Source organism: Amycolatopsis sp. NPDC028719 (assembly GCF_055565395.1).
The window spans coordinates 210,932-230,824 of sequence record NZ_JBVHUL010000002.1 but is presented as its reverse complement, the minus strand read 5'-3'; the positions used below and the strand labels follow the sequence as shown (position 1 = coordinate 230,824).

The 19,893-nt window shown below is 71.4% G+C and carries 17 protein-coding genes and 1 pseudogene; 5 read left to right on the top strand and 13 right to left on the bottom strand.

Translation table 11 applies throughout. The features are described 5' to 3' along the window. The first annotated feature begins 5 nt into the window (after nucleotides 1-5). On the top strand, nucleotides 6-1,181 hold the full coding sequence (locus ACZ4TR_RS08930) for a CaiB/BaiF CoA transferase family protein (RefSeq protein ID WP_465286500.1): 1,176 nt from the start codon (nucleotides 6-8) through the stop codon (nucleotides 1,179-1,181). Here ACZ4TR_RS08930 and ACZ4TR_RS08925 read toward each other — a convergent pair. Beyond that, nucleotides 1,166-1,912 (bottom strand): HpcH/HpaI aldolase/citrate lyase family protein, encoded by a 747-nt coding sequence (locus ACZ4TR_RS08925; RefSeq protein WP_465287331.1) that lies wholly within the window; start codon nucleotides 1,910-1,912, stop codon nucleotides 1,166-1,168. The two genes, ACZ4TR_RS08930 and ACZ4TR_RS08925, sit on opposite strands and share 16 nt — an antisense overlap. A 37-nt stretch (nucleotides 1,913-1,949) precedes the next feature. Here ACZ4TR_RS08925 and ACZ4TR_RS08920 point away from each other — a divergent pair. Then, a pseudogene (locus ACZ4TR_RS08920) lies at nucleotides 1,950-2,132 on the top strand (NmrA family NAD(P)-binding protein); the annotation flags it as partial. Between the two features lie 83 nt (nucleotides 2,133-2,215). Then, nucleotides 2,216-2,701 carry a Rossmann-fold NAD(P)-binding domain-containing protein gene (locus ACZ4TR_RS08915; RefSeq protein WP_465287358.1) on the top strand — a complete coding sequence of 162 codons (486 nt, stop codon included), beginning with the start codon at nucleotides 2,216-2,218 and terminating at the stop codon, nucleotides 2,699-2,701. Between the two features lie 505 nt (nucleotides 2,702-3,206). On the opposite strand, the gene ACZ4TR_RS08910 is transcribed toward ACZ4TR_RS08915, so the two are convergent. From ACZ4TR_RS08910 to ACZ4TR_RS08880, 7 genes are all read right to left on the bottom strand, one after another. Beyond that, nucleotides 3,207-3,833 carry a GntR family transcriptional regulator gene (locus tag ACZ4TR_RS08910; RefSeq protein WP_465286499.1) on the bottom strand — a complete coding sequence of 209 codons (627 nt, stop codon included), beginning with the start codon at nucleotides 3,831-3,833 and terminating at the stop codon, nucleotides 3,207-3,209. After that, the gene (locus tag ACZ4TR_RS08905) at nucleotides 3,833-4,495 is read right to left on the bottom strand and encodes an HAD family hydrolase (protein ID WP_465286498.1); all 663 of its coding nucleotides are present in this window, start codon (nucleotides 4,493-4,495) and stop codon (nucleotides 3,833-3,835) included. Before ACZ4TR_RS08905 ends, ACZ4TR_RS08910 begins: the two co-directional genes overlap by 1 nt. A 193-nt stretch (nucleotides 4,496-4,688) precedes the next feature. Beyond that, entirely contained in the window at nucleotides 4,689-4,943 is a 255-nt protein-coding gene (locus tag ACZ4TR_RS08900) for a DoxX family protein (RefSeq protein WP_465286497.1), read from the bottom strand. 171 nt (nucleotides 4,944-5,114) lie between these two features. Continuing rightward, nucleotides 5,115-7,415, bottom strand: a complete 2,301-nt coding sequence (locus ACZ4TR_RS08895; protein ID WP_465286496.1) for a glycosyl hydrolase family 95 catalytic domain-containing protein — start codon at nucleotides 7,413-7,415, stop codon at nucleotides 5,115-5,117. A 113-nt stretch (nucleotides 7,416-7,528) separates the two neighbouring features. Next, the gene (locus ACZ4TR_RS08890) at nucleotides 7,529-8,293 is read right to left on the bottom strand and encodes an SDR family oxidoreductase (protein ID WP_465286495.1); all 765 of its coding nucleotides are present in this window, start codon (nucleotides 8,291-8,293) and stop codon (nucleotides 7,529-7,531) included. A gap of 83 nt (nucleotides 8,294-8,376) precedes the next feature. Then, nucleotides 8,377-11,967 (bottom strand): discoidin domain-containing protein, encoded by a 3,591-nt coding sequence (locus tag ACZ4TR_RS08885; protein ID WP_465286494.1) that lies wholly within the window; start codon nucleotides 11,965-11,967, stop codon nucleotides 8,377-8,379. A 343-nt stretch (nucleotides 11,968-12,310) separates the two neighbouring features. Further along, a complete protein-coding gene (locus ACZ4TR_RS08880; protein WP_465286493.1) occupies nucleotides 12,311-12,748 on the bottom strand; it encodes a winged helix-turn-helix transcriptional regulator in 438 nt (145 codons plus the stop codon). Between the two features lie 132 nt (nucleotides 12,749-12,880). Here ACZ4TR_RS08880 and ACZ4TR_RS08875 point away from each other — a divergent pair, with 132 nt between their 5' ends. After that, entirely contained in the window at nucleotides 12,881-14,077 is a 1,197-nt protein-coding gene (locus ACZ4TR_RS08875; RefSeq protein ID WP_465286492.1) for a thiolase family protein, read from the top strand. Here the strand turns inward: ACZ4TR_RS08875 and ACZ4TR_RS08870 are convergent. Continuing rightward, nucleotides 14,008-14,427, bottom strand: a complete 420-nt coding sequence (locus ACZ4TR_RS08870; RefSeq protein WP_465286491.1) for a methylmalonyl-CoA mutase — start codon at nucleotides 14,425-14,427, stop codon at nucleotides 14,008-14,010. The genes ACZ4TR_RS08875 and ACZ4TR_RS08870 overlap by 70 nt on opposite strands. A 34-nt stretch (nucleotides 14,428-14,461) precedes the next feature. Next, on the bottom strand, nucleotides 14,462-15,412 hold the full coding sequence (gene ligD, locus ACZ4TR_RS08865; protein WP_465286490.1) for a non-homologous end-joining DNA ligase: 951 nt from the start codon (nucleotides 15,410-15,412) through the stop codon (nucleotides 14,462-14,464). Nucleotides 15,413-15,451: 39 nt separating this feature from the next. Between ligD and ACZ4TR_RS08860 the strand changes: the two genes are divergently transcribed. Then, the gene (locus ACZ4TR_RS08860) at nucleotides 15,452-16,288 is read left to right on the top strand and encodes a PHP domain-containing protein (protein ID WP_465286489.1); all 837 of its coding nucleotides are present in this window, start codon (nucleotides 15,452-15,454) and stop codon (nucleotides 16,286-16,288) included. Between the two features lie 146 nt (nucleotides 16,289-16,434). Here the strand turns inward: ACZ4TR_RS08860 and ACZ4TR_RS08855 are convergent, their stop codons facing one another. The 3 genes from ACZ4TR_RS08855 to ACZ4TR_RS08845 all read right to left on the bottom strand — a co-directional run bounded on the left by ACZ4TR_RS08855 (nucleotide 16,435) and on the right by ACZ4TR_RS08845 (nucleotide 19,891). Continuing rightward, a complete protein-coding gene (locus ACZ4TR_RS08855; protein ID WP_465286488.1) occupies nucleotides 16,435-18,468 on the bottom strand; it encodes an MDR family MFS transporter in 2,034 nt (677 codons plus the stop codon). 81 nt (nucleotides 18,469-18,549) lie between these two features. Beyond that, nucleotides 18,550-19,386, bottom strand: coding sequence for an SDR family NAD(P)-dependent oxidoreductase (locus tag ACZ4TR_RS08850; RefSeq protein WP_465286487.1), 837 nt, complete (start codon nucleotides 19,384-19,386; stop codon nucleotides 18,550-18,552). A gap of 40 nt (nucleotides 19,387-19,426) precedes the next feature. After that, entirely contained in the window at nucleotides 19,427-19,891 is a 465-nt protein-coding gene (locus ACZ4TR_RS08845) for a GNAT family N-acetyltransferase (RefSeq protein WP_465286486.1), read from the bottom strand. Nucleotides 19,892-19,893: the final 2 nt, after the last annotated feature.

Below are 19,893 nucleotides of genomic sequence, written 5' to 3'. Positions count from 1 at the left end.
CGGCCATGCGCTCCCTGCCCCTCGACGGCGTCACGGTCGTGTCCTGCGAACAGGCGGTCGCCGCGCCGCTGGCCACCCGGCACCTGGCCGACCTCGGCGCCCGGGTGCTCAAGATCGAGCGGCCGGGCAGCGGCGACTTCGCCCGCGCGTACGACGAGACCGTGCACGGCCAGTCCAGCCACTTCGTGTGGCTGAACCGGTCCAAGGAGAGCGTCACCCTCGACCTCAAGAGCGACACGGCGGCGCCGGTCATGGCCGCGTTGCTGGACCGGGCCGACGTATTCGTGCAGAACTTCGCGCCCGGCGTCGCGGAGCGGCTCGGACTGGGCGCGGCTTCCCTGCGCGCCACGCGGCCGCGGCTGATCACGTGCTCGGTGTCGGGCTACGGCTCGAGCGGGCCGTACCGCGACGCGAAGGCGTACGACCTGCTCATCCAGTCCGAAGCCGGCCTGGTCTCGGTGACGGGGTCCGAGACCGAGCCGGCCAAGAGCGGCATCCCGGCGGCGGACATCGGCGCCGGGATGTACGCGTTCTCCGGCATCCTCTCCGCGCTCTACGACCGCGAGCGCACCGGGCAGGGCACCGAGCTGGCGGTCAGCCTCTTCGACTCGCTCGTCGAGTGGATGGGGTTCCCGCTCTACTACGCCGGCTACGGCGGCACGCCCCCGCCGCGCACCGGCACGAGCCACCCGGCGATCGCGCCCTACGGCACCTTCGCCGCCGGCGACGAGACCGAGCTGGTGCTGGCGGTGCAGAACGACCGGGAGTGGGCGGCGTTCTGCGAGCACGCCGCCGAGCGGCCGGAGTGGGTCACCGACGAGCGGTTCGCCACCGGCAGCGCCCGCGTCACCCATCGCGCAGCCCTAGAGCGTGAGGTCGAGGCGATCTTCGCGAAGCTGACGGGCGCCGAACTGGAGGAACGGTTGCGTCAGGGCCGGATCGCGCACGCGCGCCGCCGGGAGCTGCCCGACGTCCTGGCCCACCCGCAGCTGACGGAGCGCGATCGCTTCGCGGACGTCTCGACGCCCGGTGGGCCGATCCGGGCCACGCTGCCGCCGATCACGGTGCCCGGCCGGGAGCCGCGGATGGATCCGGTACCGGCGCTGGGCGAGCACACCGACGCGGTGCTGACGGAGTTCGGCTTCGACGCGGAAGCGTTGCGGCGTCAGGGCGTCGTGTAACCCAGGATCCGCCGGGCGCGGTCCAGCACCGGCTTGTCCACCATCCGGCCGTCCACGGTGGATGCCGACTCTCCCGCCGTGAGCACGCTTCGGGCCCATTCCCGCTCGGCGGCCGTCGGCGCGAAGCCCGCGCGGACCGGCGCGATCTGGCGCGGGTGGACGCACAGCTTGCCGCCGAAGCCCATGCGGCGCGCGTAGCGGACGTCGGACTCGAGCGCTTCGTCGTCGCGCAGGTCCGTGGTGACGCCGTCCACCGGCGGTGCCAACCCGGCGGCCGCCGACGCGAACACCAGCCGCGAGCGCGCGTAGGCGAACGGCTCGCGGTCCTCGGGCGCGACGCCGAGCTCGGCGGCCAGGTCGACGCTGCCGAACGCCAGGCGCTTCACCGACGGGACGGCGGCCAGCTCCCCGGCGCGTTCGACACCCCGCGCGGTCTCGACGAGGGCCACGACCTCGCGGAACCTGGCGAGCACTTCGGGCGTCTCGGCCTTCGGCACGACCACCGGGACGCCGCGGGAAGTCGCCAGGGCGGCGTCGGCGTCGAACCAGGGCGTGCCCGGGGCGTTGATCCGGACGACGGCTTCGTTGTCCTGCAGCCAGGTTTCGACGTGGGCGCGCGCGGAGACCTTGTCTGCCGGGGCGACGGCGTCTTCGAGGTCCAGGATCACGACGTCGGCGCCGCTGGCCACGGCCTTGCCGAAGCGGTCGGGACGGTCGCCGGGCACGAACAGAACGTGGTCGCGGGCACGGCCTCAGCGTAATGCTCTGATGAAGGTGTTCCTGACGGGCGGCTCCGGGTACGTCGGCCGGCCGACGGTCCAGGCGCTCAGGCGGCACGGTCACGAGGTGAGTGTCCTGGCGCGCAGCGACGCTTCGGCGCGGGTGCTCACCGGCCTGGGCGCGACCCCGGTCTCCGGCGAGCTGACCGACACAGAGGTCCTGCGCGAGGCCGCCGCGGCGGCCGACGGGGTGATCCACCTCGGCCGGCACTACGGCGACGACACGGCGAGGTCGGCCTCACGGCGGCGGAGGCGTTGCAGGAGGGCCCCGGCGACCGCGGGCCGTACGTGCACACGGGCGGGGTCTGGGTGTACGGCGACACGGCGGGGGTCGTCGACGAGGACGCGCCGCAGAACCCACCGGCGATCACGGCGTGGCGCCGGACGAACGAGGAACACGTGCTGTCCCACGGCGAGCACCTGGTGCTCGTCATGCCGGGCCTGGTCTACGGCCTCGGCGGCGGGCTCATCGAAACGTTCTTCCGCGCACCGGTGCCCCTCATCGGCGACCGCGCCAACCACTGGGCACTTGTCCGCGCTTCCGACATCGCCGAGCTGTACGCACTCGCCCTGCGGGCGCCGGCGAAGTCCGTGTACGCCGGAGTGAGCGGCCAGAACGTGCCGCTCGCGACATCGTCTCGGTGCTCGCGGCCGGGGGTCCGATCACTCGTCTCACCCTCGCCGGGGCCGTGGCGCGGATGGGCCCGATCGCGGAGGCGTTCGCGCTGGACCAGCAGCTGACGCCGGCCCGGGCGCGGCGCGAGCTGGGCCGGACGCCCGGCACCTGGACGCACTGAGGGAGCTGCGCGGGTAAGGGCTCGGGCCGGCGCGAACGGCGTGATCACCCGATGCGGCGGCGGTCCCCTCAGGACGAACGTGGGGTTCCTCGGAGGACTAGGTGAGGAATGACATGCGAGGCGACTGGATCTACGACTGGGTACGGGTGGAGTTGGACTACCGTGCGGGACCGCCACCGGTCCACCGGAGGCGCGAGGTACGCCCGGCGCCGCGCCATTGGGCGGCACTGTGGGCGGGGTTGTTCGCGGGACACCGGGCCGAGGTGCGGCACGAAAGTTCCGCGGCAGGCTGCTGAAAGCCAGCTCGCCGGGATCCGGCCAAAGCGCAACAACCCCAGGGCCGGTCGGCGCTGCTCCCCCACGTCTTGAATGAGTCGTTCAGGTCTTCGGACGACCTGAATGACTCATTCAAGACCATCCGGCACCGCAACCCCGGCGACCGACCGCGCTCAGAGGTCGAGCAGTCCGCTCCGAGCGCGCTCGAGGTGCTCCCGCATCTCGGCCTCCGCGCTCGCCGGATCGCCCGAAGCGATCGCCGTCAGCAGCCGCCGGTGTTCCGCCGCCAGCTCGGCCGGGTCCGGGTACGACCCGCGCAGCCGGGCCAGGCACAGCTGCATCTCCTCCTGCAGCGGCGGGTAGATCCGGCTCAGCCGGACACTGCCCGCCGCGTCGACGAGGGCCAGGTGGAACGCCGTGTGCGCCTCCACCCGCTCGCTCCAGCCCGCCCCCGGCGGCAGCGCTTCCAGCGCCGACAACGCTGCCCACACGCCGTCCAGGGAACGTCCGGCGACCAGCCGCACCGCCGTCAGCTCCAACGGCAGCCGCACCGTGAACAGGTCCCGGACATCGGCGGACGTCAAGACCGGCACCCGCAACGACCGGCCGTCGGACCGCTCCACCAGGTGCCGCGCGACCAGTTCCTGCAGCGCCGACCGCACCGTCGGGCGCGCCACCCCGAACGTCGTCGCCAAGCCCTGCTCCGTCAGCGGCGACCCCGGCGCGAGCGAGCCGCTGAGGATTTGGCGGCGCACCTCCGCCACCAGCGCGTCGCGGGTGTTCGTCGTCTGCAGCACCATCAGGACGCGTGCACCCGCTCCACCGTCTCGACCAGGCCGTCCAGACCGGGCAGCACCGCGTCGGCGATCGAGGGGTCGCTCGGATCGGCGTGCCGGTTGATCCAGACCCGCCGGATGTCGAGCGCCTGCGCCGGCACCATGTCGTGGAAGTGGCTCTGCGCGATGTGGACCCAGTTCTCGCGCGAAGCACCGAAGGACGAAGCGAACCGCGTGAAGTGCGCGTGCCCGGGCTTGTACGAACCGACGTCCTCGGCGGTGACGGTCGCATCGATCGGCACGACGAGCCGCCGCTGGGTCTCGCCGATCAGGTCGCGGTCGCAGTTCGTCAGCAACGCGATCCGCCAGCCCGCTTCGCGCAACGCGGTGAGCGCCGGCCGGACATCGGGGAACACCGGCCAGTACGGCAGCCCGGTCCCGAGCACGGACGCGTCGTCGGGCACCAGTTCGACGCCCGCTTCGGCCGCGGTCCGCCGCAGCGACTCCGCGAGCACCTCCCGGTACCGCCGCACCGGCTGCTCGGCCTGCACCTGCGGTTCGATCCGGTTGTAGACCTCCAGCAGCTCCGCACCCCGGCCCGGGAACAGCAGCTCGATCCCGGTGGCGATGCCGTGGCGCCAGTCCACCAGGGTGCCGAAACAGTCGAACGTCGCCCAGCGAGTCATACCGTCAGTCTGATATACGGTTATACCGAAAGCAAGATCTCCGGGAACGCGAAGACGAGCGGCGACCGCCGCGCCGCGACCCGCGCCAGGCACACCTCGTTCGGCGGCAGGTCGCTGCGAGCTGCGGGGCGACGGGGCCGTCACGCCGTGGCCCGTGCGACCGGGAAGCGTTGTCGGGTCCTCCGCCGGACTCTCAGCCGGCGAACCGGCCCACCGCCACGAACACCGCCGGCACCAGCAGCACGACGTTCATCGGCAGCGCCCTGGTCTCCTTGCGCCGTGCGTGCACGATGATCGCACCGATCTGGACCACTGCCAGTCCGGTGGCGGCCGGCGGGGTGAGCACCGGCGCGATGTCGAGGGCCTGCGGCAGGATCAGCCCGATCGCGGCCAGGATCCCGATCCCGCCGATGCCCTTCACGCCGCCGCGGAGAAGTCCGCTGTCCACCCCGTGTTGGGGTTCTCCAGCAGTTTCTCCCGCGGCGTGGCGAGCTTCATCCCCGGTCGAAGACGGACAACGCTGCCTGGAAGCCCGCAGCGATCCACCGGGCGATCTTCACCGTCACTCCTGGTCCGGAAGAGGTGGCCGAACACCACCTCGGTTTCCGGAGGTTACTTCTCAACTCGGCTGGACCGTGACCGACTCTCCCGGCCGCAGGGTGATCGTGCGGCGCCAGCCGCCGGCGCGCACCTCGGTCCGGGTCCCGCCGACGCTCCGGACCACCGCCCGCGTCACCTTCCCGTCGCGCCAGGACAGGTCGACCTCGAACCCGCCGCGCGCGCCGATGCCGGTCACCCGGCCGGACCGGGCCCACGCCGAGGGCAGTGCGGGCAGCAGTTCCAGGACTCCCGGCCGCGAGTAGAGGAGCATCTCCACCATCGCCGCCGGCGCGCCGAGGTTCGCGTCGATCTGGAAGATCGTGTAGCCGCCCTGGCTGTACATGTCGAAGAAGTTCGGCGCGGTGCCGTTCCCATTGGCCACCGACGGCCGCAGGACCGTGAGCAGCAGCTGGTACGCCTTGTCGGCGTCCTTCAGCCGGGCCCAGCACGCCGAGCGCCACGCACACGCCCAGCCGAAGCTGTCCGTCCCGCGGGCGATCAGCAGCTCACGCACGCCGGCCAGCAGTTCGGGCGGCGAGGTGTCCGCGGCGATCCGGTCGCCGGGGAAGAAGCCGATCAGCGGGGACAGATGCCGGTGCGTGGTCTCGCCGAGGTTGTCCGGCGACATCCACTCCTCGAGCCAGCCGGTCGTGGGGCTCACCTTCGGCAGGTACAGCTTCTTCTGCAGCCCGGCGATCCGGTCGCCGTACGCGCGATCCCGGCCCAGGACGGCGACGGCTTCGCGGTAGTGCTCGAACAGATCCCAGACGATCTCCTGCGAATAGGTGTTCCCGCGCGTGTCCTGCGGACCGTGCTCGGGCGACCAGTCGTGGTCGTCGACGAGCACCTCGCGGCCGTCGACCGTCATCGGGACCAGCCGCGCCTCCCAGAACTCGGCCGCTCCCTCGAGCAGCGGGTAGATCCGCGCGAGGTACGCCTTGTCCTGGGTGAACGCGTAGTGGTCCCACAGCGAGTTGCACAGCCACGCGTTGCCGGCGGGGTGCCACCACCAGCCGGAGCCGCCGTAGATGTTGGTCGAGAACGCGACCGCCCAGCCGCCGATCTTGCCGCTGGTGTTCCGGAACCGGTTGCGCGGGTCGTTGAACAGCCGTTTCGTGCTGTCCGTCCACACGGGAAGCTGCGCGAGGCAGTAGTCGGCCAGGGCAGTGAAGCTCCCGGGCAGGGCCGCGCGGTCGGCCAGCCAGTAGTTCATCTGGACGTTGATGTCGGTGTGGTAGTCGCTCATCCAGTCCGGCGTGTTGTTGTTCTGCCACAACCCCTGCAGGCCCATCGGCAGGCCGTCGCGCGAGCCGGTGATCGTCAGGTACCGCCCGAACTGCAGGTAGCTCGCCTCCAGCTCGGGGTCGGGCGTGGCCGGGTCGTCGTGGCGGGCCAGCAGCCGCGACCACGAGTCCAGGGCCCGCTTCGCCGGCGGCGACTGTCCCAGGTCGACGGTCATCCGGTCGTAGAGCCGCCGGTAGTCGGCAACGTGCGTGCCCAGCAGCGCCCCTCCCCCGGCACGCAGGGCCTTCGACGCCTTCTGCTGCGCCAGCGCCAGGGGGTCGAGCGAAGCGTCGAGGTACTTCCGGGCCGCGTCGGGTACGTAGTTCGTCCCGCCGCTGAGGACGATGACGACTTCGCGGCTCCCGCTGAAGGTCACACCCCCGGCGACGGTGCACGCGTACTTCAAGCCGTTGTCGAAGGTGCCGGTGAACGCCGCCGCGTCCGGCATCGTTTCGCCGCGCGTCGGTTCCAGCGAGACCGACCCGGTGACGGGCCCGCCGCTGAGCCGGATCACCACGACGTCGTCGGGGTGGCTCGCGAAGTACTCGCGCCGGTACCGCACCCCCTGGTGCCGGTAGGTGATCACGACCACGCCGTTGCTGAGGTCGAGCGTGCGGCGGTAGTCCGTCACGCCGGTGTGCGCGGGCACCGAGATCCGCACCTTCGCCAGCAGGCCGAGGGTGCCGAACTTCTCGCGCTCGTACGGGAACTGGCCGTCGTCCTCGAGGACCTGGTTGGCGCCGCCGGTCCACAGTGAGGCGTCGGCCAGGTACAGGAAGTCGGCGGCGGGGTCACCGCCGACGAGAGCACCGATCCGACCATTGCCGATCGGCAGGCCCTGCTCGATGATCTTGTCCTCGGCCGCGGGAGCCGGGTACCACAGTGTCGTCGCCCGGCCGTCGGGAACGAGCTCCGCGTCCACTGGACGAACGACGTCTGCGTTTGCCGTGAAAGGAGGAACGCCACCGAGGGCGACTCCGGCGCCGACCGCGCCACCGAGCTTGAGGAAGGTACGACGAGAGGGAGGGTTCGACATGTCGGATCCGTTCGGCGTTGACGGCGGGGACCGGCGTGCAGCCCGTCAAACATATGACCTATCCGGATCCGAGGTCAAGATTCTTCGGAATTATTCCGAATACATCCGCGTGGTCAGCGCTTTCGGTAGCGCAGCAGACCCGCGTCGGCCTGCCCGGCCAGGTACTGCCCGAAGGTGATCGTGCCGTCGAGGTGCCCGGGCGCCAGGTGACCGCCGCTCGCGTAGGCCCGGAACGTCGCACCCGGCACGCTCACCGGCACGATCCGCCGCCGCCGTCCGCTCGCCTCGGCGACCGCCTGCGCCAGCTCGGCCGCGGCGAGGATCTCGGGACCGCCGAAGTCGGGCACCCGCCCGGCCGGATCGCCCAGCGCCAGGTCCGCGAGCCGCCCGGCGACGTCCCGGACGTCCACCGGCTGGAACGAAAGCCGCGGAACGGGCAGCACCGGCAGCCGGGACGCGCCGGCGAACAGCGTCCGGACCAGGGCGTGGAACTGCGTGGCCCGCTGGATCGTGTACGGCAGCCCGGAGGAGGCGAGGAACTCCTCCGTTTCGAGCTTCGCCCGGTAGTAGCCGAGCGGGACGCGGTCGACGCCGACGATCGAGACGTAGACCAGGTGCGGGACACCCGCCCAGCGCGCCGCTTCGACCAGCGTGCGCGCGAAGTCCGTCTCCCCGCCGAAGAAGTCGGTGGCGCAGTGGACGACGACGTCCACCCCGGCCACCGCGCTGTCGACGCCGCGCCCGGTCCGCAGGTCACCCGGGACGACGTCCGGGCCCGCCCGGCGGCTGAGCACACGGACCTCCTCCCCCGCCGCGCGCAGCCGTTCGACGACCACGCTGCCGAGCTGTCCGGTGCCACCGGTGACCAGGATTCGCACGAGCCCGCCTCCCGCTCTGAAGCCGTCAAGGCCACCTTACGGGCGACAGACACCCGCACGGTGGCCTTGACGGCTTTCTTCGATCAGCCGCGGTTGATCGTGAACGTGGACGTCGTGTTGCGGATGTCCTGGTCGTTGTCGCTCAGCGTCAGCCCCGTGAAGGTCGCCGATCCGACGGCCGGGCCCTGACCCGGTTCCGGCAGCTCGTTGGCCCAGATGCCGATCCCCGACTTGGCGTCGAAGGCGTCACCGCTGCGGTGCGCGCCGGTGATCGACACGTTCGTCAGCACGGTGTCCTCGACCGGGTGCTCGGGACCGCCGTTGTACTTGGTCTGGAACATGATCCCGCTGTAGGTCGGGCTCTGGATGTCCACATCGGACACGCGGATGCCGCGGAACTCCTTGGACGCGGAGAACAGCCAGATCGCCGGGAACGTCTGCTGGCCCCAGAAGTGACCACCGTCCCGGACGAGCGAGGCGTTCTGGACCGTCGTCGGCTGCGGCCCGAACCCGAGGAACGGGTAGCCGAAGTCGAGCGAGCTGATCGTGATCGCCGAGTACGTCAGCGTGTCCGCGATGTAGAGGTTCCGGAAGGTGTTGTTGTACCCGCCGTAGACCGCCAGCCCGGCCGCGCGCCACGGAGTGAGCGAGGTCAGGTTCTCGAACACGTTGTCATACTGGTTGCCCGGGTTGAGGTCCGTGGCGGCGAACAGCGCGAAGCTGTCGTCCCCGGTGGACCGGGCCTCGATGTTGGTGACGTGGTTTCCGGTGCTCCCGTTCGTGAGGTTGACTCCGTCGGCGAAGGTGTCGCGGATCCGGGAGTTCTTGATCGTGGTGTTGTCCACGTTGGTGCCCCACACCATCACCACCTGGTGCTCCACCCAGATGTTGTCGATCGTCAGGTTCGCGACGTTCGTCAGGTTGAACACCTTGCCGGGGCCGTCGATGCGGGAGGTGTAGTTCCCGAACACCGCGAACCCGCTGAAGGTCGAGCCGTTGGCGCTCGACTGTACGTCGATGCCGATGTCGGTGTTCTCCTGACCCGCGGGCGCGGAGAACTTCGTGAACCACGGCCCGGCGCCGGTGACCGTCACGGCCTTGCCGTAGACGTTCAGCTTGCTCGACAGCGGGTAGTTCCCGGCCGGCAGGTAGACCCCGGTCAGGGTGGTGTCCTGCCGGACCTTGTCGAGCGCGCTCTGCACGTCCTGCTGCGTGAACCCGGTGGGCACCGCGAAGTGCGCCGGGTCCGGGTTGGCGGTCGCGGTGGCCTGCTCGAAGTTCACGAAGTCGATCGCGTAGTTCGTGCTGTTGGCCGCATCCTTCTGCAGCTTGATCTTGTGCCCGGCGGGCACGGTCGTGCCGAGCATCGCGCCGGCCTCGTCGTAGATGTGGCGCGGCCCGGCGCCCGGCGAGTTGCCCGGGCCGGTTTCGGCGCCGTAGAGCCACGCGTAGTGCGAGGTCAGGTCGATGGCCTTGAGGAACGTGCCGTCGACGTAGACGTTCAGGGTCGAGTTCTGCCCGCCGCCACCCGCGGAGTCCGGGATGGAGAACCGCGTGACCAGGGTGTTGGTCGACGCGCGGGTCGTGAACTCCACCGACGAGCCGGTCGAGTTCAGCGTCACGGCCTTGCGGCCCGACGCCTCGCCCGCGAGGTCGCCGATCGTGCGGTTCGGGCCGACCACGGACGCGCCGCCCGCGACGACGCCATCCTCGGCCTCGTACATGTCGTAGGGCATGTTCGCGCCTCGGCCGGCGAACAGCGCCTGACTGCTGGTGTTGTTGGCCTGCTTGACCGGCAGCTCGTTGGCGTCGTTCGCGACGACCGTCTTGACCGTGTAGCGGCCGTTGGCGGCGGCCCAGGTGCCGACGGTCACCGGCGCCGCGGTGGCCCCGGCGGCGATGGCGCCCGTGTACGTCCCGCTCAGCGTCTTGACGACGGTGCCGTTCTGGTCGGCGATCGTCACCGTGACGCCGTGGGCGCCACCCGCACTCGCCACCGTGCCCTGGTTGCGCAGGGTCGTCGTGAAGGTGACCGCGTTGCCCGCCGACGGGTTGTTCGGCGACCACGCGGTGGCCGCGACGAGGTCGGAGCTCGGCACCGGGCTGACGACCAGCGCCGCCGAACCGGTGTAGGAGTTGTTGGCCTCGTTCTGCTCGAGGACGGCGTTGGCCTCGTCGACCTTCGCGGTCAGCTGGTAGCTGCCCGCGTCCCGGGTGCCGATGTTCGCCGACACCGTCGCCGACGCGCCGGCGGCGAGCGCGCCGACGTTCGCGGTGCCGACCTTGGTCGTGCCGAGGTAGAGGTTCACGTTCGTGGCGCCCGAGGCCGCCGTCCCGGCGTTGCGGACGGTCGCCGACGCGGTGATCGCGTCGGTCTCGACGGGGTTCTGCGGCGACCAGGACACGCCCGAGATCGTCAGGTCGGGGTTCGGCGCGGGGACGCCGAAGACCTGGAACTCCGCGGCCTGCCCGCCGCCGGCGCCGGAGTTGACCGTGACGCGCAGGCGGACGTCGGCGGCGCGGCCGCTCAGCGGGATCGTCACGGTGTTCCCGGACGACGGGTCGAAGCTGTAGGCCTGCGCGGCCGACAGCGTGGTGAACGCGCTCGAAGCCTGGTCACGGCCTTCGACCGCGATCGTCTGGGTCCGCGGACCCCACGAGGCGTCGGGGTTGAGCTTCACGACGACCTGGTTCAGGTCGGCGTTGGCGCCGAGCGCGACGGTCAGCAGGTTCGGGTAGGTCCCGCCGCCGCCCTCCCAGTACGTGCTGGTCGAGTTGTCGTTGGCGTTGGCCGCGACGAAGGTGAACTCCGTCGACGACGCCGTGATCGGCTTGCCCGGCGCCAGGTTCGTGCCGGCCTGGGTGCCGGTGCGGGTCACGGTGTTGCTGTTCCCCGACTGGTTTCCCGCGGCGTCCTTCGCGCGGACGTAGTAGGCGACGGTCGTGCCGTCCGGCTGGCTGTCGGTGTAGGTGAGGACGGTTCCGGCGACGCTGCCGCGGAGCTGGCCGTTGGCGTAGACGTCGTAGCCGGCGATCCCGGTGTTGTCGGTCGAGGCCGACCAGGTCAGCCGGATCTGGCCGCTCGCCGGCTGCGTGTAGGCGAGGTTGCCGGGCGCGGACGGCGGCTGCGTGTCCCCGCCGGCCGGGCCGTGCACCTCGAACTCCGCCAGCTGCGCGGCCGGCCAGCCGGTGTTCGCGGTGACGTTCAGCCGGACGTAGCGGGGGCTGCCGGTGACGTCCACGGTCACGGTGTTGCCGGTGGCGGGGTCGAACCGGTAGCCCGCCGACGGCTTCAGGTCGCTGAAGCCGGTGCCGTTCGTGCTGCCCTGCACGCTGAAGGTCTCGGTGCGGGCCTCCCAGCCGGCCGGCAGCTTGAGCACGAGCTGGGCGACGTTCGTGGCCGCGCCGAGGTCGGCCTGGACCCACTGCGGGAACTGGTTGTTGGTGCTCTCCCAGTAGGTGGCCTGGTTCCCGTCGCCGACGTTCGACACGGGGTAGCCGGCGACCTGGCTGCTCGCGGTGTAGGTCGCGGCGGCGGCTTGGGCGGCGGGCTGGACGGCCGGCGCGGCCGCGGGAACGGCCGGGGCGCCGCTCGCGGCCACGGCGGGTGCGGCGAGGAGGAGGGACAGGGCGGCGTAGGTCGCCGCGCGCGACAGAAGTCGCTTCGTTCTCATGGGTTTCCTCTGATCCGGGGAGGGAGGGGAGACGACTCGAGCTCGCACGTCCCGTGGGCGGCAGGACGGCGGAAACCGGGGAACGGGGACACGCAGACCCGGTCCGGGGGCGCGCGCGGGCAGCACGGGACAGCCGTCATGGGCACCTCTTCGTCGAGGAGCTGGGCGGGATCTTCCTGCCAACTGCCGCAATTTCTCGCGCCGCTGTCAGGTTCTTGCACTGATTCGTTCAAGAGTTACAGTGACGGCCGTCTCAAGTCAACGCCCAAAAGCCGTGAAGGCCTCCTTCACGGCCTTGAGAGCCGGTAAGGAGGCCTTCACGGCCTTGGGAGTCCGAAGAGCGTCAGCGCACGGCGCCGAGCCGGATCGCATGCGTGCCCGGGGCGTTGACCGGCTCGCCGCAGTGGGCGCAGACGGCCGCCGGTTCGAGCACTTCGCCGCAGGCGTGGCGCCACAGCGTGGGCGGCTCGCCCTGGTGGACGTACTTGTCGCCCCAGGCCATCAGGCCGAGCAGGATCGGCTGCAGCGCGCGGCCGGCCTCGGTCGGGTAGTACTCGTGGCGCGGCGGGTGGGCCTCGTACTGGACCTTCTCGAGCACACCCGCGTCGACGAGCTTGCGCAGCCGCGCGGCCAGGATGTCGCGGCTGGCGCCGGTGTTCTCGGCGATCTGGTTGAAGCGCCGCTCCCCCAGCATGATCTCGCGCAGCGCGAGCAGGCTCCAGCGTTCGCCGACGACCTCCAGGGCCTCGGCGACCGAACACTCCCGACCACGCCGGACCATGCCACCTCCCATGGGGTTGAAAATCCAACCTAGCACGTCTACCGGGTGTGACCTGACGAACAAGCGAGTTGTGGAATCCAACTTACCGGGCGTATACCGAAGACATCCCCGATCTGCGAGGAGGCAGACGCCATGACGGACGCGGTGATCGTCGACGCGGTACGGACCCCGATCGGCAAGGGCAAGCCGAACGGAACGCTCGCCGGGGTGCACCCGGTCGACCTGCACGCCCACGCGCTCCGCTCGCTCGTCGAGCGCACCGGCGTCGACCCGGTCCGGATCGACGACGTGATCAGCGGCGCCGTCGGCCAGATCGGCGAGCAGAGCATGAACACCGCCCGCTGGGCCGCGCTGGCGGCGGGCCTGCCGGAGTCGGTGCCGGCCGTGACCGTCGACCGGCAGTGCGGCAGCAGCCAGCAGGCCGTCCACTTCGCCGCGCAGGGGGTCATCGCCGGCGCGTACGACGTCGTGCTCGCCTCCGGTGTCGAGTCGATGAGCCGGGTGCCGATGGGCAGCCAGGTGGCCGGGCGCGACCCGTTCGGCACGCAGGTCGCCGCGCGCTACCCGGATAGCCTGGTGCCGCAGGGCATCAGCGCGGAGCTGATCGCCGCGAAGTGGGGCTTCGGCCGCGCGCAGCTGGACGAGTTCTCCGCCGAAAGCCACCAGCGGGCCGCGAAGGCGTGGGCCGACGGGAAGTTCGCCGGCGAAGTCGCGCCGCTCAAGGCCCCAGGCGCCGACGGCGTTCTCGTCGACGTCACGACCGACGAGACGGTCCGGCCGGGCACCACGCCGGAGATCCTCGCCGGGTTGAAGCCCGCGTTCCGGGCGGACGTCTGGGAGCAGCGGTTCCCGGACCTCGGCTGGCACGTCACCGCGGGCAACTCCTCGCCGATCAACGACGGCGCCGCCGCGCTGATGATCACCAGTTCGGAGACGGCGAAGGCGCTCGGCCTGCGCCCGCGCGCCCGGATCCACAGCTTCGCCGTCGTGGGCGACGACCCGCTGTACATGCTGACCGGCGTCATCCCGGCCACGCGCAAGGTCCTGGCCCGCGCGGGACTTTCGGTGGGTGACATCGACGCCTTCGAGGTCAACGAGGCGTTCGCGAGCGTCGTGCTCGCCTGGCAGGCCGAGATCGGCGGCGACCTCGCGAAGGTCAACGTCAACGGCGGCGCGATCGCGCTCGGCCACCCGCTCGGCGGCAGCGGCGCGCGCCTGGCGACCACGCTGCTGTCGGTGCTGGAGCAGACCGGCGGCCGCTACGGCCTGCAGACCATGTGTGAAGCGGGCGGCCTCGCCAACGCGACGATCATCGAGCGCCTGGACTGACGCGCCAGATACGCCCGCAGCGCCGCCACGGCTCTCCCGGGATCCGTGGCGGCGACGGGGAAGGCTTCATCGAAGCCCAGCGCCAGGAGTTCCGCGCGCGTGCCGGCCAGCCGGCCACCGAGCACTACGGGCAGCCCGGCCAGCGCGGGATCGGCACGGACGCGACGGAGTACATCCACACCCGTAGCGCCGTGCGCGGTGGACAGCACCAGGCAATCCGGCCGCTCACGGCGGCAAGCACCGACCGCTTCGGCCGCCACACACACGGCGTGGCCTTCGCGTTCCAGCACCACTTGGAGCGCGACCAGGCTCCACGCGGCTTCGTCCACCCCGGACAGCACGATCTTCACGCCGGTCAGATCCGCGAACCCGGCCGGAAATACGTCAGTCGGGTTCGGGCGGTTCCTCGACGCCGTCGCGGTCGGCCCACTCCAGCAGCGGGTCCAGCGAGAACACGGCCTTGTCGATGCCGGCGTGGAGGTCGCCCAGTTCGGCGAAGCGGGCCGGGACGGTGGCGATGGTGAAGTCGCCGGGCTCGACGTCGTCGATCTCCTCCCAGCGGATCGGCGTCGACACCGTGCCTTCCGGGTTGCCGCGCACGGAGTACGCGCTCGCGATCGTGTGGTCGCGCGCGTTCTGGTTGTAGTCGACGAACAGGGTGCGCGGGTCGCGGTCCTTGCGCCACCAGGTCGTGGTGACGTCGTCCGGGGCACGCCGCTCGACTTCGCGGGCGAAGGCCAGGGCAGCGCGCCGGACCTCCTTGAAGCCCCAGTTCGGTTCGATCCGGACGTAGACGTGCAGGCCGCGGCCGCCGGAGGTCTTGGGCCAGCCGACCGCGCCGAGCTCGTCGAGGACCTCGTGCGCGACGTGGGCGACCCGGCGGACGCGGTCGAAGCCGCAGTCGGGCATCGGGTCGAGGTCGATGCGCCACTCGTCCGGCTTCTCGGTGTCGGCGCGGCGCGAGTTCCACGGGTGGAACTCCACAGTGGACATCTGGACCGCCCAGGCGACGTGCGCCAGCTCGGTGACGCACAGCTCGTCGGCGTGCCGGTGGTAGCGCGGAAAGGTCACCCGGACGGTCTCGAGCCACGGCGGCGCACCGTTCGGGACGCGCTTCTGGTGGACCTTCTCCCCCGCCACGCCGGACGGGAAGCGGTGCAGCATGCACGGCCGCTCGCGCAGCGCGTTGACGATCCCGTCGCCCACCGAGAGGTAGTAGTTGACCAGGTCGAGCTTCGTCTCGCCGCGGGCCGGGAAGTACACCCGGTCCGGGTTCGAGATCCGCACGGTGTGCGGGCCGACCTCCAGCTCCACCGCCGCCGACTTCTGCGCCATGGACCGACCCTAGCCCGAAACCGGCGTTACGGTGGCCTAGTGAGCCTGCCGCCGGACGGTCACGTCCACACCGAATGGTCCTGGGACACCGTCACCGGGTCGATGGCCGGGTCGTGCGAGCGGGCGCTGGAGCTGGGGCTGCCGTCGGTCGCGTTCACCGAGCACGCGGACCTGACGCCGTGGCTGATCCCGGAGCCCGTCCGGCCGCTGCTGCCGGACCACTTCCGGGTGCGGCTGCGGCCCGACGGCGTCCTCGAGCCGCCGGACCTGGACGTCGCCGGGTACCTGACGTGCGTCGAGGAGTGCCGCGCCCGGTTTCCGACGTTGCGGATCCTTTCGGGCGTGGAGCTGAGCGAGCCGCACTGGCACCGCCCCCGCGCCGACGCGCTGCTCGCGGCCCACGACTTCGACCGCGTGCTCGGCTCGGTGCACTCCCTGCCCGGCGACGGGCACCAGCACGAGGTCACCGTGCTCACGGGCCGGCCCCCGGGCGACGTCCTGCGGGCGTACCTCGAAGAGGTGCTCGGGCTGGTCGAGTCGACGGCCGATTTCGCGGTCCTCGCGCACATCGACTACGCGCTGCGCTCGTGGCCGGGCGAGGGACCGCCGTTCGTCGCGGCGGACTTCGAGGAGGAGTTCCGGACGGTCCTGCGCGCACTGGCGGCGAGCGGGCGGGCCCTGGAAGTCAACACGAAGGTGCCACTGCCGGGCGAGGTGGTGCGCTGGTGGTTCGAGGCGGGCGGCGACGCGGTGACGTTCGGCAGCGACGCACACGAGCCGAGCCTGGTCGGCCACGGCTTCGCGAAGGCGGCGGCCCTGGTGGAATCGTCCGGCTTCCGCCCGGGCCACACCCCCCACGACCTCTGGCGCCGCTGACGCACACAGTCACCCGAAAGTGCCCGCTCCCGGTTACCGCCCGGACGCCACTTTCTCCAGGAAAGATGCGTCTGAGGGCCGCCCGGACGCATCTTTCCTGGAGAAAGTGGCGCTTTGCGGCGCAAACCCTCACTCGGAAGTGGGGGTCAGGTCAGGGCGTGGCGGCCGTGCGGGCGGGACTCCGCGCTCTGGTCCAGCAGCCGGGCCGCGACGCGGCCGATTGCCGCGTCCAGTTCGGCGCGGTCGCCCGTGCCCCAGTCCTCGAGCCGGGAAGCCAGCCAGTCGTGCCAGGCGCGGACCACCTTGGCGAACTCCTCGCGGCCCGCGCCCGTCAGCTCCCAGTGATCACGGGCGTAACGCAGGTGCCCGGTCAGCTCCAGCCGGTTGAACGCCGGTTCGAGCACCGGCGCCGGCACGGCGAAGTACTCCCCGATCGCCCGGAGCGTCGCCGGCTCGCTGCGGCGTTCGCGCAGGTGGACCTGCAGCAGGCACCAGATGCCGCCCTCGTCGAGCTCGGTCCCCGCCCGCGAGACGATCGCCGGGGCGACCTTGCGGCGCTCGCGGAAGAACAGCGTCGCGACCGCCCGTTCCAGCTCACGGTCGTCCGTGCGGGCCTCCGGCATCGCGAAGCCGTCGCCGAGGTCCGGGGCCGCCGCCCGCGCCGTGTCGCGCAGCGGAACCTCCTTCAGGAAGAACGCCAGCGCGAACGCCACCAGCCCGACCGGCGCCGCGGCGAGGAACACGACGTGCAGGGAATCGCTGTAGGCCTTGATCACCGGTGCGGACACGGCGTCCGGCAGCGCGTGCAGGGCCGTGGGTACTTGAAGAGCCCGAGGGTCGACGCCGGGAGGCAGCGAAGCGACCGCCTCGGCCAGGTTCGGGGTCAGCTGGTTGGCGTACACCGTCCCGAAGATCGCCGCGCCGAACGAGCTGCCGATCGACCGCAGGAACGTCACCCCGGACGTCGCGACGCCGAGATCGGCGTAGTCCACGGTGTTCTGCACGGCGATGGTCAGCACCTGCATGCCGAGCCCGATCCCGAGACCGAGCACCGCCATGTACGCCGACGCCTCCCAGAACCCGGTGTCGGTGTCCAGCCTCGAAAGCAGGTACAGCCCGAGCGTCATGCCCGCGGCACCGACCAGCGGGAAGATCTTGTAGCGTCCGGTGCGGCTCACCGCGTTGCCCGCGGTGATGGACGCGACGAGCAGCGCCAGCACCATCGGCAGCAGCCGGACCCCGGACGTCGTCGCCGAGGTGCCCTGGACGTACTGCATGTACGTCGGCAGGTAGGACAGTGCACCGAGCATCGCGAAGCCGACGACGAAGCTCATGATCCCGCCGACGGTGAAGACCGGGTTCCGGAACAGCCGCATCGGCAGCATCGGTTCCTTCACCCGCAGCTCCACGAAGACGAACGCGGCCAGCAGCACCACCGACCCGATCGCCATCCCGACGATCGTCGGCGAACCCCACGCGTACTGCGTGCCGCCCCAGCTCGTGACGAGCGTCAGGCCCGTCGCGGCGAGACCGATGAGCAGGATCCCGGCGTAGTCGATCACCGGCTTGATCGCCGCGCGCGCGTTCGGCATCGCCGAGGACGCGACCACCAGCACGACGACGACCAGCGGGATGTTGACGTAGAAGGCCCACCGCCACGACAGGTGGTCGACGAAGAACCCGCCCAGCATCGGGCCGGCGACGGTCACGACGCCGAACACCGAGCCGAGGACACCCTGGTACTTGCCGCGCTCGCGCAGCGGGACGACGTCGGCGATGAGCGCGGTCGAGGTGACCATCAGCCCGCCGCCGCCGAGGCCCTGCACCGCGCGCCAGACGATCAGCCAGACCATGCTGTCGGCGAAGCCGGCGCAGAACGAGCCGATCCCGAACACGATCACCGACAGCTGGAACATCAGCTTGCGGCCGAACAGGTCGCCGAGCTTGCCGACGACGACGGTCATGATCGTCTCGGCCAGCAGGTAGGACGTGACCACCCAGGACAGGTGCCCGGCGCCGCCGAGGTCGCCGACGATGGTGGGCAGCGCGGTGCCGACGATGGTCTGGTCCAGCGCGGCCAGCAGCATCCCGAGCAGCACCGCGCCGAACACGGCGTTGACCCGCGCCTTGCTCAACGGTGCGGGCCCCGGCTCCTGGGCGATCTCCGCGGTGGCCGTCATCCGCGCCCTCCTCGCTCGGCCTCCGAGGCTAGTGCGCGCAGTCCACTGTGGATAGCCACCCGTTCCGGTGGTCCGGGCCGGTCAAAGGGTCCAGCGATCCCGCGGCGGCGACTCGAGGACGAGCTCGCCGTCGACGGCCGCGGCGATCTCCTCGGGCGTCCAGACGTCGCGGTGCAGGACCGGCCGGATGATCGCGGGCTGGCGCACGGCGTGCAGGTGCCCGTCCGCCAGCCGCAGCACCTGCCCGGTGACCCCGGCCGAAAGATCGCTGAGGAGGTAGGTGACCAACGGCGCCACCCGCTCCGGCGGGTGCGCCTCGCGGTTCCCGTTCGGGTCGGCGGCCATCAGCCGGGTCCACGCGATCGGGCTGACGGCGTTGACGCGCACCCCGTGCCGGGCCAGGTCCGCGGCCCACGAGTACGTCATCGACGCCACCGCGCCCTTGGACGCCGAGTAGGCGGCGGCCCCGCGCTGCCCGATCATCGATCCGGAGGTCACGTTGACGAGGACGCCGTTGCCCTGGGCAACCATCACCTTGGCGGCCGCGGTGCCGCAGTGGAGCGGGCCGAGGACGTTCGTCTCGACCAGGGCCCGGGTCCGTTCGGCGTCGTCGTCCTCCCACGGCCGCGCGTGGTACCCGATCGCGGCGTTGTTCACGAGGCCGTCGAGCTTGCCGAACCGGTTGCGGCACAGCGCGATCAGCGCACGAGCGTAGTCCGCGTCGGCCACCGAACCGATGCTCGGCACCGCGGTACCGCCGGCCGCTTCGATCGCGGCGACGGTCTCGCGCGCCGGTTCCGCGTCGACGTCGTTGACCACCACGGCGGCGCCCGACTCCGCCGCGTGCCGGGCGAACGCCCGCCCGAGTCCGCGTCCGGCCCCGGTGATGACGACGGCCCGGCCGCCCAGGAGTGCCATGCTCCCCAGTGTGGCCCGGGTATGGTCCGGACCGCAGCGCTCAGGCCTCCCGGGCCAGCGTCACCTCGAACGGCCGGAACCCCTGCGCGCGGTAGAACGCCTGCGCGCCCTCGTTGTCCGCGTAGGCCTGCACGGTCAACTCGTTCGCCCCGCGGTCCCGCGCCCACGCCACGAACGCCGACACGAGGGCCTGTCCCACACCTTCGCGACGTCGTTCGGCCGCGACCCGCATGCTTTCCAGCACCGCCCGCACCGCACCGGGACGCAGGGTGCTGACGGGCCGCAACCGTCCGATCAGGTGGCCCGCCACCTCGCCGTCCGAACGGGCCAGCAGGCAGAGGGCGTCCTCGTCGGCGACGAGGCCCTGGTAGTACGCCGCACCCTCACGGGCCGGCCAGCCGAGATCCATGCGGGGGTCGTGACTTCCCGCGTCTTCGGCGAACAATGCTTCGGCGGACTTCACGAGTTCCGGAACTTCTTCGGTGACACCGACGGAAACAGTCATAC

Excerpts from the sequence above, each read along its gene's own strand:
- ACZ4TR_RS08850 (WP_465286487.1), bottom strand. The coding sequence starts at position 19,386 with ATGGCACTCCTGGGCGGCCGGGCCGTCGTCATCACCGGGGCCGGACGC.
- ligD (WP_465286490.1), bottom strand. The coding sequence starts at position 15,412 with ATGGCGCAGAAGTCGGCGGCGGTGGAGCTGGAGGTCGGCCCGCACACC.
- ACZ4TR_RS08855 (WP_465286488.1), bottom strand. The coding sequence starts at position 18,468 with ATGACGGCCACCGCGGAGATCGCCCAGGAGCCGGGGCCCGCACCGTTG.
- ACZ4TR_RS08845 (WP_465286486.1), bottom strand. The coding sequence starts at position 19,891 with ATGACTGTTTCCGTCGGTGTCACCGAAGAAGTTCCGGAACTCGTGAAG.
- ACZ4TR_RS08930 (WP_465286500.1), top strand. The coding sequence starts at position 6 with ATGCGCTCCCTGCCCCTCGACGGCGTCACGGTCGTGTCCTGCGAACAG.
- ACZ4TR_RS08875 (WP_465286492.1), top strand. The coding sequence starts at position 12,881 with ATGACGGACGCGGTGATCGTCGACGCGGTACGGACCCCGATCGGCAAG.
- ACZ4TR_RS08880 (WP_465286493.1), bottom strand. The coding sequence starts at position 12,748 with ATGGTCCGGCGTGGTCGGGAGTGTTCGGTCGCCGAGGCCCTGGAGGTC.
- ACZ4TR_RS08905 (WP_465286498.1), bottom strand. The coding sequence starts at position 4,495 with ATGACTCGCTGGGCGACGTTCGACTGTTTCGGCACCCTGGTGGACTGG.
- ACZ4TR_RS08895 (WP_465286496.1), bottom strand. The coding sequence starts at position 7,415 with ATGTCGAACCCTCCCTCTCGTCGTACCTTCCTCAAGCTCGGTGGCGCG.
- ACZ4TR_RS08910 (WP_465286499.1), bottom strand. The coding sequence starts at position 3,833 with ATGGTGCTGCAGACGACGAACACCCGCGACGCGCTGGTGGCGGAGGTG.
- ACZ4TR_RS08885 (WP_465286494.1), bottom strand. The coding sequence starts at position 11,967 with ATGAGAACGAAGCGACTTCTGTCGCGCGCGGCGACCTACGCCGCCCTG.